At 69.1% G+C, this 12,957-nt stretch carries 14 protein-coding genes and 1 riboswitch; of the genes, 5 read left to right on the forward strand and 9 right to left on the reverse strand.

Annotated elements, in window-relative coordinates; genetic code table 11:
* The first annotated feature begins 37 nt into the window (after nucleotides 1-37).
* Nucleotides 38-649 (forward strand): TetR/AcrR family transcriptional regulator, encoded by a 612-nt coding sequence (locus AC1DYP_RS08925; RefSeq protein ID WP_477046025.1) that lies wholly within the window; start codon nucleotides 38-40, stop codon nucleotides 647-649.
* Between the two features lie 155 nt (nucleotides 650-804).
* Here AC1DYP_RS08925 and AC1DYP_RS08930 read toward each other — a convergent pair whose 3' ends face one another.
* From AC1DYP_RS08930 to ftrA, 5 genes are all read right to left on the reverse strand, one after another.
* The gene (locus tag AC1DYP_RS08930; protein WP_477046026.1) at nucleotides 805-1,989 is read right to left on the reverse strand and encodes a Gfo/Idh/MocA family protein; all 1,185 of its coding nucleotides are present in this window, start codon (nucleotides 1,987-1,989) and stop codon (nucleotides 805-807) included.
* A gap of 17 nt (nucleotides 1,990-2,006) precedes the next feature.
* The gene (locus AC1DYP_RS08935; protein WP_477046027.1) at nucleotides 2,007-2,807 is read right to left on the reverse strand and encodes a hypothetical protein; all 801 of its coding nucleotides are present in this window, start codon (nucleotides 2,805-2,807) and stop codon (nucleotides 2,007-2,009) included.
* Between the two features lie 15 nt (nucleotides 2,808-2,822).
* Nucleotides 2,823-3,743 carry a VOC family protein gene (locus tag AC1DYP_RS08940; RefSeq protein WP_477046028.1) on the reverse strand — a complete coding sequence of 307 codons (921 nt, stop codon included), beginning with the start codon at nucleotides 3,741-3,743 and terminating at the stop codon, nucleotides 2,823-2,825.
* A gap of 323 nt (nucleotides 3,744-4,066) precedes the next feature.
* Nucleotides 4,067-4,717 carry a hypothetical protein gene (locus tag AC1DYP_RS08945; protein ID WP_477046029.1) on the reverse strand — a complete coding sequence of 217 codons (651 nt, stop codon included), beginning with the start codon at nucleotides 4,715-4,717 and terminating at the stop codon, nucleotides 4,067-4,069.
* Nucleotides 4,718-4,789: 72 nt separating this feature from the next.
* The gene (gene ftrA, locus AC1DYP_RS08950; protein WP_477046084.1) at nucleotides 4,790-5,767 is read right to left on the reverse strand and encodes a transcriptional regulator FtrA; all 978 of its coding nucleotides are present in this window, start codon (nucleotides 5,765-5,767) and stop codon (nucleotides 4,790-4,792) included.
* Nucleotides 5,768-5,852: 85 nt separating this feature from the next.
* On the opposite strand from ftrA, the gene AC1DYP_RS08955 reads away from it, so the two are divergent.
* From AC1DYP_RS08955 to mug, 3 genes are all read left to right on the forward strand, one after another.
* A complete protein-coding gene (locus AC1DYP_RS08955) occupies nucleotides 5,853-6,272 on the forward strand; it encodes a rhodanese-like domain-containing protein (protein WP_477046030.1) in 420 nt (139 codons plus the stop codon).
* Nucleotides 6,273-6,426: 154 nt separating this feature from the next.
* Nucleotides 6,427-7,023, forward strand: a complete 597-nt coding sequence (locus AC1DYP_RS08960) for a DNA-3-methyladenine glycosylase (protein WP_477046031.1) — start codon at nucleotides 6,427-6,429, stop codon at nucleotides 7,021-7,023.
* 11 nt (nucleotides 7,024-7,034) lie between these two features.
* The gene (gene mug, locus AC1DYP_RS08965; RefSeq protein ID WP_477046032.1) at nucleotides 7,035-7,547 is read left to right on the forward strand and encodes a G/U mismatch-specific DNA glycosylase; all 513 of its coding nucleotides are present in this window, start codon (nucleotides 7,035-7,037) and stop codon (nucleotides 7,545-7,547) included.
* Here mug and rnhA read toward each other — a convergent pair.
* From rnhA to AC1DYP_RS08985, 4 genes are all read right to left on the reverse strand, one after another.
* Nucleotides 7,544-7,993, reverse strand: a complete 450-nt coding sequence (gene rnhA / locus AC1DYP_RS08970) for a ribonuclease HI (RefSeq protein ID WP_477046033.1) — start codon at nucleotides 7,991-7,993, stop codon at nucleotides 7,544-7,546. The genes mug and rnhA overlap by 4 nt on opposite strands.
* Nucleotides 7,990-8,952, reverse strand: coding sequence for a homoserine kinase (gene thrB, locus AC1DYP_RS08975; RefSeq protein ID WP_477033241.1), 963 nt, complete (start codon nucleotides 8,950-8,952; stop codon nucleotides 7,990-7,992). Before thrB ends, rnhA begins: the two co-directional genes overlap by 4 nt.
* A 125-nt stretch (nucleotides 8,953-9,077) precedes the next feature.
* Nucleotides 9,078-10,919 carry an arginine--tRNA ligase gene (locus tag AC1DYP_RS08980; protein WP_477033240.1) on the reverse strand — a complete coding sequence of 614 codons (1,842 nt, stop codon included), beginning with the start codon at nucleotides 10,917-10,919 and terminating at the stop codon, nucleotides 9,078-9,080.
* On the reverse strand, nucleotides 10,916-11,626 hold the full coding sequence (locus AC1DYP_RS08985; RefSeq protein WP_477033239.1) for a Tat pathway signal sequence domain protein: 711 nt from the start codon (nucleotides 11,624-11,626) through the stop codon (nucleotides 10,916-10,918). The genes AC1DYP_RS08980 and AC1DYP_RS08985 overlap by 4 nt, the downstream gene beginning before the upstream one ends.
* 182 nt (nucleotides 11,627-11,808) lie before the next feature.
* Here AC1DYP_RS08985 and ispH point away from each other — a divergent pair, with 182 nt between their 5' ends.
* The gene (gene ispH, locus AC1DYP_RS08990) at nucleotides 11,809-12,780 is read left to right on the forward strand and encodes a 4-hydroxy-3-methylbut-2-enyl diphosphate reductase (protein ID WP_477046034.1); all 972 of its coding nucleotides are present in this window, start codon (nucleotides 11,809-11,811) and stop codon (nucleotides 12,778-12,780) included.
* A 59-nt stretch (nucleotides 12,781-12,839) separates the two neighbouring features.
* Nucleotides 12,840-12,931: riboswitch (glycine riboswitch) on the forward strand.
* Nucleotides 12,932-12,957 lie beyond the last annotated feature (26 nt).

The raw sequence follows: 12,957 nt of genomic DNA on the forward strand, positions 1-12,957 counted from the left end.
GGGGCGTGGCAAAACTGGAGCGGCGAGGAGAGCGAACTTGGCGAGAGCAGCGGCGGAAAAGACGGGCGGCCTGCGCGAGGCCCAGCGCCAGCTGACCCGCGAACGGCTGATCGACGCCGCCGTCGCCCTGTTCGGCCGGCGCGGCTTCCGGGCCGTGACCATCGAGCAGATCGCCGCCGAGGCCGGCGCCAACCGCGCCACCTTCTACCTGCATTTCCGCAACAAGGAGGACGTGGCCAACGCCATCGGCGACCGGCTGGTCCCCAACATCCAGGCCACCTTCGCGGCGCTGGACGCGATCCCTGATCCGACCCTCGAGGACGTCCGGGCCTGGCTGTCGGAGGGCATGGCCGAGCAGACCGACGAACGCCGCAACCTGCTGGCCGTGGCCACCGAAGCCAATGTCGCCGACCCCGACCTGGCCGACGACTATCTGCGCTTCATCAACCTGTTCATCGACGCCATGCCCAACTACCTGGCGCGGTTCTCCGACGCCGAGCGCCCGGCGGCGCGCACGCGGATGCTGATGCAGCTCGTCCAGTTCGAGCGGCTGTCCTACGTGATGGTGGTGCAGCGGGCGTCAGCGCCGCTGGAGCCGCTGCTGGACGCGCTGGCGGAGAGCTGGTGGCGGTTGTTGAAGGGGAAGTAGAGCTTTTCTTTTTTGATCCGCTCATCCCGGCGAATGCCGGGACCCAGATGGAAGGGTTTCGAGGCTGACGCCAAAGGCTCTGAGTCTTTCCAATCAGCTACTCAGCTTTGGGATCTGGGTCCCGGCATTCGCCGGGATGAGCGGGTTTTTTCGGCTTAAGCCTTACCCGGCACGTCCACCACGGCCGCCGGATCGACCGCCCGCTTGTAGCCCCAGTCCGTCTTCACCGTCGCGCCGTCCTTGGCCGCGGACTCCAGGATCGCCTGCATCAGGCGCATGTCCTGCAAGCCCTCCTCGCCGGGCGAGACCATCGGCGCCTTTCCGCGCACCACGTCGGCCATCCAGTCCATCTCGCGGGCGAACTGGTCGCTCTGCGGGGCGGGGACCGGCGGCTGGGCCGAACCGCCCTTGACCACGGTCAGGCGGTTGCCGCCGTAGAAGGCCGCAGGGTCGGCCACCAGCCGGCCCTGCTCGCAGATCACCTCGAAGGCCATGGTCGGGGCGTAGTTGAACGAGGTCGAGCCGTTGGCGATCACGCCCGAGGGGAAGCGGAACTGCCAGTTGATCAGATCCTCGGTCTCCTTGAACCGCGGATCGGAACGATCGGTCTGGGCCCAGGCCTGGACGGCGACCGGCTCCTCGTTCAGCAGGTAGCGGGCGGCGTTGACGCCATAGACGCCCATGTCGCCCAGGGCCCCGCCGCCGGACATCTTGCCGTCCAGCCGCCAGGCGTCGGACGGATCGGAGGGGTCGGCCTGCCGCCCCATGGTGGTGTTGATCTGCCGGACCTTGCCCATCGACTTGGCGCGCAGGCGACGCATGACGTCCAGGTTCAGCGGCTCGTAGTGGCAGCGATAGGCGATCATCAGGTGGCGCTTGGCGGCCTTGGCGGCGGCGATCATCGCCTCGGCGTCGGCGGTGGTGGTCGCCATCGGCTTCTCGCACAGCACGTGCTTGCCGGCCTTGAGGGCGCGGATCGTGTGCTCGGCGTGCATGGAGTTGGGCAGCACGATGTAGACGACCTGGATGCGCGGGTCTTTGGCGATGCGGTCGTAGTCGTCGTAGCCGTAGACCGCGTCGGCCGGCAGGCCGTTCTCGGCGGCCACGCGCTTGGCCTTCGCCGGATCACCGCTGACCACGGCCGCCAGCTTGGCGCCCTTGGCGACCTTCAGGCCGGGGATCAACTGGCCCAGACTCAGCTTGCCCAGGCCCACGATGGCGAAACCGATCTTGTCGCTGTCGGCCATGGCCGTCCCCTGTGTGTTCGAGACCGTCGGCGCGAGCGCCGCCGTGGCGCCGGCGGCGCCGATCAGGCTGCGTCTGGAAATGCGGTTTGGCATGACGTTTCCTCGTGTTTCTAGCGAACCTTGCCGGCGGCGTTCTCCAGCACGACGTCGGTCAGGATCGCCGTGTCCAGGGTGACGGGCAGATGCGAGGTGAAGCCGATCCCGACATAGAACGGCCCGTCCAGATGCAGCTTCAGCGGCGCGCCGTACTGGTGCATCGGCTCGCCCCGCTCGCTGACCCACAGGGTGAAGTCGTCGCCCGATTTCTGGATGCCGATCCGCTTGGCGTGCATCGTCACCAGGCTGTCGGGGCTGGCCCCGCCGGGCAGGCCGCCGCGGCTGCCGATCCGATATTCCATGTCGTCGATCCGCGCGCCCTTGGCCGGGCGGCGGGCGATATGGATCATGCCCGCGCCGTGCAGGGCGACCAGGGCCTCGGGGGAGTCGTCGTCCAGGGTCTGGCGGATGACCAGCACCGCCTTGCGGTCGCCATAGCCCTCGGCGTCGGGATAGACGATGTCGGCGGCCAGCGAGACGTCGCCCGACATCTTCTTCCAGAGGAAGCGGAATTCGTCGCGCGTGTACCAGACGTTATAGCCGGCCGAGGTGATGGTGTAGGCGCCGTCCTTGAAGCTGGCCGAGCCGGGGACGAGCGCCGAACCGACGTCGGCCTGTCCCTCGAACACCCCGATCGGCGTGGCGATCACCGTCGTGGGGCGGTGGAAGTCGGGCGGCGGCGGACGCTGCTTGTGGGTCGGACTGTCGGGATAGGCCCAGTCCGGCGCGACCGGCGCCGGGACTTGGGCCGAGGCCGAGCCCGCCAGGGCCTGGAAGGCGGCGGTCAGCAGCAGCAGGGCGCGGAGCTTCGACATCACGTGCCTCCGCCGTCAGTGCTGGGGATCGGCGGCGGTGAAGGGCGAGCAGCAGGGCTTGCCGATGGCGTGGAACTCCATGATCTCGGCCCGCGTGCCGTCGGGATCGAACAGGTTCAGCTGCCACTTGGCGTCGCGCCCGATCTTGGGCGTCTCCTTCTGGCCTTCCAGGCGGTCGCCGTTCCACAGCAGGGTGTAGGCCAGGCGCGTGTCGGGCACGCCCAGCGAGAAGTGGTCCAGAACGCCGGCCGTCGCCTGGCTCATGCCGGGCGGCGTTCCCCGACCCTCGGGCGGGGCGACGACCATGTATTCCAGCCAGTCGGTCCCGTCCGGGACCTGCAGCGAGATCCAGCTCGGCGTGTCGTCCTTCATGCCGCCGAACCAGTAGGGCCGGAAGCCCAGGATCTGGCGATAGAAGGCGTCTTGCCTGGCGCGGTCGTGGACGATGAAGCCGACATGGATGATGTGGCTGGACAGCGGGTTGACCGCGATCGCCGGCGGGTTGGCCGGCGGCTGGACGAACTGGACCTTCACGCCCTCCGGGTCGACCACGTCGAACCAGCGGCCGCCGTCGGCGCCGGTCTCGATCCTTGAGGGGACGGCCACGCCCTTGGCGGCCAGATAGACGCGCAGGCCTTCCGCGTCGGGGGTGTTGAAGGCGGCGTGGTCCAGTCGGTCGACCTTGGACGGGCCGGGCGGCAGGGGCAGGACCTCGACGAACTGGGTCGGGCTGAAATAGTAGCGCGCGCCGGCGGGGTTCTCGGGATCAGGGCCCTTCACCGCGCCCAGGTCGCGGACATAGAAGGCCTCGCTCTTGGCAGGGTCCGCCGCGTGGACCGCCAGGTGCGAGACCGAGATGATCGGGGGCCGGGCTGGCGTCGCCGCCTGGGCGCCGCCGAAGGACAGGATGGTCAAGGCAAGGGCGATGGCCCGCATGATCGCTTCGCTCCCGTGACCCTTCGTTCTCCATGGACGAAGGTTTCAGGTGCAGGATAGCGCGGAATGGTAGCGTTACCAGAACAATGTTGCGCGACGTTCGTAGGGCTTGCCAGACCAGTATTGAACGCAAACAGCGCCCGTGCCGAGGGGGGGGAGGGCACGGACGCTGCGCTTGCAGGACGCTGGGGCCGGCCGGGGGGAGAAGCCGGGTTGTCCGCGTCGAGTAAGAGATTGGGATTCGAACCGGGCTTCGCAACGGCGCGACCAAGGTCATTTCGCGGCGGGTTCGTTTCAGAGGGGCGACCTTGTGTCGGGGCGGTTCAGTCGGCCGCTTCCGGAATCGTCTTGAAGTGGTCGGGGACATAGCTCCGGGCCAGCGAGGCCTGATCGAAGATGTCGAGCGACGGCAGTTCGGACAGCACGCCCACGGCCTCGGATGACAGTTCGACCGGCGCTTCGGGGCTGTTCTTGGCGAAGGTCGTGCGCACGATCACGCCCGCTGGCGAGATGTCGTAGGTGCGGATGTTGTCCTTATCGGTCAGGACGACGCGGTCGGCCTCGCCGTAAGGTGTCCGGACCACGCCCTTCCATTCGATCGCCGTGAAGACCTTGTTGGTGTTGATGCCGCAGGCGACGCGGGCGACCGACGGGCCCTCGACGGTCTTGCCGGTCACCAGCGACAGCGCCGAGCCGGTCTGGGCCTTGCAGTCGGCGATCACGCGGTCGCGGGGCGTCTCCACGCGGTGCTTGTCTCCCGCATGGAACTCCGCGGCCCATTCCTGGGTCGGCTGGCCGTCGTGTGAGAGTTCGGTCCAATAGTACGCGGCGTAGGTCGCCTGGGTGGTTTTGCTGCGGTCGACGACCGCCTTGACCTTGCCGGTCAATTCGACGGGCGGCGCGGCTTGATCGCATCCCGTCAGCAGGGTCGCGACGAGGGCGGCGGCCTGGGCCGTCGGGAAAACGAGGTTCATTGGCGAGGATCCCGATACGCTTCAAGGCGGCAAGCTTAGCCATGGGCGGGGTCCAGCGGAAGGACCGCCGTCCTATTCCCCGAACCGCGCCCGATAGGCCTGGGGCGTCGTGGCCAGCGACTTCCTGAAGTGGTGGCGCAGGGCCGGCGCGCCGAAGCCGACGGCCTGGGCGATCTGCTCGACGCCCGCTGGGGTGGTCTCCAGCAGGTCGCGGGCCTGGGCCAGGCGTTCGGCCAGCAGCCAGCGGGCCGGGGTCGTGCCGGTGGCGGCCTCGAAGCGGCGCAGGAAGGTGCGGGGGCTCATGCCGGCAGCGTCGGCCAGGGTCTTGACCGTATGCTCGCGGGCGAGGTCGGCGCGCATGCGGTCCAGGATCGGCGACAGGCGCGAGGCCTCGTGGGCGATCGGCACCGGACGCTGGATGAACTGGGCCTGGCCGCCGTCGCGGTGCGGCGGGATCACCAACCGCCGGGCCACGGTGTTGGCGGCTTCGGGGCCGAAGTCGCGGCGCACCAGGTGCAGGCCCAGGTCCAGCCCCGCGGCGCTGCCGGCCGAGGTCATGACGTCGCCTTCGTCGACATAGAGCACGTCGGGCTGCACATCGATATCGGGATGGAGGGCGCGCAGCTTGTCGACATAGCGCCAGTGGGTGGTGGCCCGCCGGCCCGCCAGCAGGCCCGCCGCCGCCAGCACGAATACGCCCGAGCAGATCGACATCACCCGCGCGCCGTTGGCATGAGCCGCTTGGAGCGCCTCGATCAGCGGCCGGGGCACGGGCGTGTCGGCCCCGCGCCAGCCGGGGGCGATGATCGTGCCGGCCCGCTCGACCAGCTCCAGCCCGCCGTCGGCGATCACCTGGATCCCGCCCAGGCCGCGCAGCACGCCTGGCTCGATGGCCGCCGTGGCGAAGCTGTACCAGTCAGAACCCATCTCGGGTCGGGGCAGGCCGAACAGCTCGACCGCCACCCCGAACTCGAAGGTGCACAGGCCGTCATAGGCCAGGGCCACGACGCGCCTGTTGGCCGGTCCGGCCGCTTTCGAAGGGTTTGGCATGATCTTTACGGTCATTGTCGATCACGCCAACTAACGCGCGGTCATGCTCTGGGGCAAGTCTTCCTCGTCAATCGAGGAGATCGTCATGAGCTTTGTGTCCGCCATTCCCGCCGCCCCGTCCGCCGAGGCGGTCGCCCACTTCGCCGGCCGCCTGGCCCTGGAGACCGACTGTTCCGATGTCGGGGCGTCGATGAAGGCCGGCGAGACCGATTTCGTCCTGCTGCACGTGGTGGGCTCGCCGGAAGCCTATGCCCGCCGCCACGTGCCGGGCGCGATCCACCTGCGCCACGCCGACATGAGCGCCGAGCGGATGGCGCAATGGCCGGCCGACACCCTGTTCGTGGTCTATTGCGCCGGCCCGCATTGCAACGGCGCCGACCGCGCGGCGCTGAAGCTGGCGCTGCTGGGCCGCCCCGTGAAGCTGATGATCGGCGGCGTCACCGGCTGGGAGGACGAAGGCCTGCCGTTCGCCACGGGCGCCGAGCCGGGAAGCTTGGCGGCTTAAAAATGATCCGCTCATCCCGGCGAAGGCCGGGACCCAGATGGAATAGCGGTGTGGCTGACGCCATGAGCGTCGCGCTGTTCCAATCATCCGCTCCGCCATAGGATCTGGGTCCCGGCCTTCGCCGGGATGAGCGGTGTTTGGGGGCGGGACCGGCATGACCTATCGACGCCTCGCGCGGTCCGAACTGCCGATCGATACGGCCGCCCTCGCGCGGTTCCTCATCGGCAAGGTGGTCGTGCGCGAGACGCCGGAGGGCGTCGTCAGCGGTCGGATCGTCGAGACCGAAGCCTATGTCGTCGGCGACGCGGCGGGGCACGCCTACCGGGGCATGACGTCCCGCACGCGCTCGCTGTTTCTCGAGCCCGGCCACGCCTACATCTATCTGGCCTATGGCCTCTCCTACATGCTGAACGTGTCGAGCGAGGCGGCCGGGATCGGGGCGGGCGTCCTGATCCGGGCGCTGGAGCCGCTGGAGGGCGTGGCGATCATGCAGCGCAATCGCCGGACCGAACGGCTGCGTGACCTGGCGCGCGGTCCGGGGCGGCTGGCGCAGGCGCTGGAGATCGGCCCGTGGGCCGATGGCCTGGACCTCTGCGAAGCCGGCCCGCTGTGGCTGGCCCACGGCGGCCAGGAGCCGGGTGAAATCGGGGAGGGCGTCAGGATCGGTCTTTCCAAGGAGGCGGACCGCGTCTTGCGCTTCTATGTTCGGGGCAGTCCGTTCGTCAGCGGCCCCAAGTCGCTCTACCTCTAGCGGGGACGCCCATGGACAAGCCGCTTCCCGACATCGTCAAGCCGGGCCTGGACGTGGTGTTCTGCGGCTTGAACCCCGGCCKTTCCGCCGCGGCGGCGGGGCATCACTTCGTCGGTCGGAGCAACCGGTTCTGGCGCGTATTGCACTCGGCCGGGTTCACCCCGATCCAGATCGCGCCGGAGCGGGACGCCAGCCTGCTGGACTACGGCCTGGGCGTCACCAGCGTGGTCGAGCGGCCGACCGCCGGGGTCGATGATCTGGCGCGGTCGGAGTTCGTCGACGCCGCCGCCGGGTTCGAGCTTTGGGTTCGCCGGTACGCGCCGCGCCATGTGGCCTTCCTGGGCAAGGCGGCCTATGGCGCGATGCTGGGCCGCCGGACCGTGTCCTGGGGTCGGCAGGCCGAGCCGTTCGGCGGCGCCGTCGCCTGGGTGCTGCCCAATCCCAGCGGCCGCAACCTCGGCTTCAGCCTGGACGCCCTGGTGGCGGCCTTTCGCGAGCTGCGGCTGGCCGTCGAGGGCGACTAGGCCTTCTCGCCCAGCGCCTTCAGCATGCCCAGCCGCGCCAGCTCGTCGGCGCGCTCGTTGTGGACGTGGCCGGCGTGGCCCTTGACCCAGCGCCAGTCGACCTCGTGCCGGGCCCGGGCGGCGTCCAGGCGCTGCCACAGGTCGACGTTCTTGACCGGGCTCTTGTCGGCGGTCTTCCAGCCCTTGGCCTTCCAGCCGTGGATCCACTGGGTGACGCCCTTCATCACGTACTGGCTGTCGGTGTGCAGCTCGGCCTTGGTCGGCTTGTTCAGCGCCTCCAGGGCCTGGATGGCGCCCATCAGCTCCATGCGGTTGTTGGTGGTCGCCAGCTCGCCGCCGCACAGCTCCTTCTTCTTGTCGCCGTACATCAGCAGCGCGCCCCAGCCGCCGGGGCCGGGATTCCCGCGGCAGGCGCCGTCGGTGTAGATGATCAGCTTGGGGGTCACGCGCCGGCTCCGAACAGGCTGAGGCCTTCGCGGTGCACGGCCAGCTTGCGCTCGTATTCCAGCGGGTCCTTCGGCTTGACCAACGCCCCGGCCGGGGTCGCGCCCCAGTCGGCCAGGCGGGTCAGGAAGAAGCGCATCGCCGCGCCGCGCGCCAGGATCGGGATGGCGTCGCGCTCGGCCGGGCTCAGCGGCCGGCGACGCTCGTAGCCGGCGATCAGGGCCCTGGCCGAGGTGATGTTGAAGCTGCCGTCGGCCTCGAAACACCAGGCGTTCAGGGTCACGGCGATGTCGTAGGCGTAGGCGTCGTCGCAGGCGAAGTAGAAGTCGATGGCCGCCGCGAACTTGCCGTCAGGCTTGAAGAACACGTTGTCGGGGAAGTAGTCGGCGTGGATCACGCCCGCCGGCAGGCCGCGCGGCCAGGCCAGGGCCAGCTCGGCCAGGTCCTTGTCGATGGTGGCGGCGAGACCCGGCTTCAGGCCGTCGGCGTCCTTGCGGTGCTTGGCGAACAGCGGGGCCCAGTGCGGCTGGCCCAGGTCGTTGGCGCGGCGGGCCGGATAGCCTTCACCGGCCAGGTGCAGCCAGGCCAGGCCCTCGCCGGCCTCGCGGCAGTGGGCGACGGTGGGGCGGCGGGCCGACAGGCCGGGCAGGAACTCGACCAGGGCGGCCGGCTTGCCGCGGATGGTCTTCAGGGTGGCGCCCGAACGGTCGGCGATCGGCTTGGCGCTGGGATAGCCGCGATCGGCCAGCCAGGTCAGCAGGTCGAGGAAGTAGGGCAGGTCCTCGGGCTTGGCGCGCCGTTCGTAGACCGTGAGGATGAACCGGCCGGTCGTGGTCTCCAGCAGGAAGTTGGAGTTCTCCACCCCCTCGGCGATGCCCTTGAACGCCACGGCCTGTCCCAGGTCGTAGTCGCCCAGGAAGGCTGAGAGTTCGTCGTCGGTGATGTCGGTGTAGACGGCCATGGCGCGGGGATGCGGGAGCGGGCGCTGGCGGTCAAGTGCGAGCGATCGTCCTTTTCGTCGGCCAGGCCCGAGAAAAGCTGGAACGATCGGCGGCGCTCGAGATCATCGAGCGCCGCCGCCGGGTCCTACATGCGTTCCGGCGCTTCGATGCCCAGCAGGTTCAGAGCCAGCTCCAGCTGTCGCAGCGTCGTCTCGGCCAGGGCCAGACGCGAGGCCCGGATGGCCGGCTCGTCGGCGCCGAGGATCGGGCAGGCGGCGTAGAACTTCGAGAAGGTCTGGGCCAGCTTGTAGGCGTGCTCGGCGATGAAGTTGGGGGCCTTCTTGTCGTAGGCCTCGCTCAATGCGCCTTCGAACGCGTCCAGCAGCAGGGTCAGGTCGCGCTCGGCCGGCTCGCCGACGACGATCGGGCCCGAGACGACCTTCTGCTCGGCCGCCTTGCGCAGGATGCTCTTGATGCGCACCGACTGGTACAGCAGGTACGGCCCGGTCTTGCCCTCGAAGCTGGTGAAGCGGTCGAGATCGAAGACGTAGGAGGTGCCGCGGAAGTTCTGCAGGTCGGCGAACTTCAGGGCCGCGATCCCCACCTTGTGGGCGGTGTCCTCGAAGGCCTCTTCCGAGAGTTCCGCGCCCAGGCCGGCTTCGCGCAGGCGCTCGCGGGCCTTCTCGCGGGCCATCTCGATCAGGTCGTGCAGCTTGAGCACCCCGCCGGCGCGGGTCTTGAACGGCTTGCCGTCGCTGCCGTTCATGGTGCCGAAGCCGATGTGCTCCAGCCCGCCCGGCTCGGCGTAGCCGGCCAGGTACGAGGCGCGGAACACCTGCTCGAAGTGGTCGGCCTGGCGCTGGTCCACGCAGTAGAGGATCAGGTGCGGGTCGAACGTCTTGCGGCGGTCCAGGATCGTGGCCAGGTCGGTCGTGCCGTACATGGCCGAGCCTTCCGACGACACCACCAGCAGCGGGTCGGGGCTCTCGACCTCGACCACCGAACCGTCGGGCAGCTTCTTCTTCTTGGTCTCGCCGGGCCGGGCCACGCGGACGATCCGGGCGCCCTGGTCGTCGACCAGCAGGCCCTTGACCTCCAGCTGACGGACCATCGGGGCGATCAGGTCCTGTACGTCGCTCTCGCCCTTCCAGAGGTCGAAGTCGACGCCCAGGGCATGGAACTCGCGCTCAAGGGCCACGCGGCTGATGTTGACGAAGTGACGCCACAGCAGGCGGTAGCCGAAGCGGCCGTTCTGCAGCTCGGCGGTGGCCTTGCGGGCCTTTTCCTTGAACTCCGGATCGTCCTTCTGGCGCTGCGAGGCGGCCGGGTAGAGGCGGTCCAGGTCTTCCAGCGTCACGCGCTGCGCGAACTCGGCCATGACCTTGGCCTCGTCGGCGGCGGAGAAGCCGCGAGGGGCCTCGACCAGGCGCTCGAGCAGGGCGCGGATGAAGGCGTCCTCTTCCATGATGGCGCTGATCAGCAGGCCCATCTGGAAGCCCCAGTCGCCGAAGTGGGCGTCGCCCACCACGTCGTCGCCGCGGAAGCGGTACAGACGCTTAACCGACTCGCCGATGATCGAGGCGCGCAGGTGGCCCACGTGCATCGGCTTGGCGACGTTGGGGCCGGCATAGTCGACCAGCACCCGGCGCGGGGCGGCCAGGGGCTCGGCTCCGGCGCGCGGATCGGCGGCGATCTCGTTGGCGCGGGTCGACAGGGCGTCGCTGGAGACGCGCATGTTGATGAAGCCGACGCCGGCGATCTCGACGGAGGCCAGGCGCGGGTCGGTCTTCAGGATGTCGACGACCTGCACGGCGATCTCGCGCGGATTGCGCTTGGCGCTCTTGGCGGCCGCCAGGGCCCCGTTGCATTGGAAGTCGGCCAGGTCGGGCCGGTCGGACGCGGTGACGCGACCGAAGTCGGGGGACAGTCCGGCGGCCTGGAAGGCGGCCGCGGCCGCCTCGCTCAGGGACCGCTTCAAATCACTCATGGCTTGGGCGTGTTTCCGGGTTGGGCCGTCTGGGCCTGCTGGGTCTGGCCGGCGTTGACGCGGAAGCGCTTGCCGTCACGATTGAAGGCGGCCATTTCCGGGGTCACGTCGAAGCCGATCAGGACCTCGAAATTGCCGCCGCTGACCTTCTCGTCGGCGCGCGGGATGGTGATGGTCTGCAGCGTCTGGTTCGCATAGACGCGATCCTGGCCCTGCGGGAAGGTGACCGGCAGGTCGAAATATTCCTTGGCCAGGACGTCCTTGTTGCGCTCGGTGACCGCGACCCAATAGCGATAGGTCTTCTGGGCGCCGGTCGCCTGCGGGCCGCGGCCCAGCGCGAACAGCAACTGGACCTGCATCCTGATCGGGTCGTTGCTCTTGTAGGCGCAGCCCGAGGTCAGGCCCTGGATCTCGCCGGTGTAGGCGGTCTGGGCGGCCGCCTCCTTGCCGTCCTTGAACTCGACATAGCGGCTGGCGTCGTACAGCACCTTCACATAGGGGCACGGGCCGGCGTTGCGCAGTTGAGCCAGGGGAGCCTTGGGCTGGTTCCACTCGTCGTCGCGCTTCTTCTTCTTGGCGGCCTGGTCGCCGTCGTCCTGGCCTTGGCCGCCGGGACGCCCGCCCTGCTGGGCGTGGACGGTCGTCGCCGTGGCGGCGATCGAGAGGGCCATCAGGGCGCTGAGGGCGACAGAAAGATTGCGGCGCATGAAACGTCCGGTTCGAGATTGGAAAGCTTGAGCGGGATTCCCCGCCAGCGTCATGGAGCCTGATAAAGGCATATGCGTGACGTCGCAATGTACAGCAGGTTTCAACAGGATGCGGCGGACTTTTGGACCAGACTCGATTGGCCCGCTGGCGCGGGCCGCCCGGAACCCTTAGGTTCGGGGCCATGAACGCCCATTCGCCCATCTCCAGCCCCGGCCGCCGCGAACTCCGCGTGGTCCTGGCCAGTCCGCGCGGCTTCTGCGCCGGTGTCGATCGGGCGATCCAGATCGTCGAACGGACGATCGAGAAGTTCGGCGCGCCGGTCTATGTCCGCCACGAGATCGTCCACAACCGCCACGTGGTCGACCGCCTCAAGGCCCTGGGCGCGGTGTTCATCGAGGAACTGGATGAGGCGCCGGACGATCGTCCCGTGGTGTTCTCGGCCCATGGCGTGCCAAAGACCGTCCCGGCCGCGGCCAAGGCCCGCGAGATGGTCTATCTGGACGCCACCTGCCCGCTGGTCTCCAAGGTCCACGTCGAGGCCCAGAAGCACTTCGACGCCGGCCGCGAGATCGTGCTGATCGGCCACGCCGGCCACCCCGAGGTCGTCGGCACCATGGGCCAGCTGCCCGAGGGCACGGTCACCCTGATCGAGGACATCGACGACGCCCGCGCCTGGATCCCTCAGAACCCGGCCAACGTCGCCTTCCTCACCCAGACCACCCTGTCAGTCGACGACACCGCCGAGATGGTCGACCTGCTGAAAGCGCGCTTCCCGGGCATCGCCGCCCCGCACAAGGAAGACATCTGCTACGCCACCACCAACCGCCAGGAGGCGGTGAAGCTGCTGGCCGACGCGTCGGAACTGATCCTGGTGGTCGGCTCGAAGAACTCGTCCAACTCGGTGCGGCTGATGGAGGTCGGCAAGCGGGCCGGCGCCCGGGACGCCCGGCTGATCGACGACGCGCGCGGCATCGACTGGTCGTGGTTCGAGGGCGTGTCGCGCGTCGGCGTCACCGCCGGCGCCTCGGCTCCGGAGGACCTGGTCCAGGGCGTGATCGACGCCATGGCCGCCCGCTACGACGTGACCGTCGAGGAGCTGATCGAGGCGCGCGAGACCGTCACGTTCAAGCTGCCCCGTCTGCTGACGGCCTAAACGCCCTCGGACCGTCGCCTTCCCCGTTGACTCCGCCCGCCCCCTCGCCCAAACACGCCTCTACCCTCGCGGGAGACATCGGGATTCTGGTCCCGAGGCCGAAGGCGCAACCGCCCCGGAAACGCTCAGGCAAAAGGACCGCGCGGGTTTAGGAACGCTGGAAAGAGGCAGTGTGAA

The sequence above is a fragment of the Caulobacter sp. P1_D6 genome, from assembly GCF_056406095.1.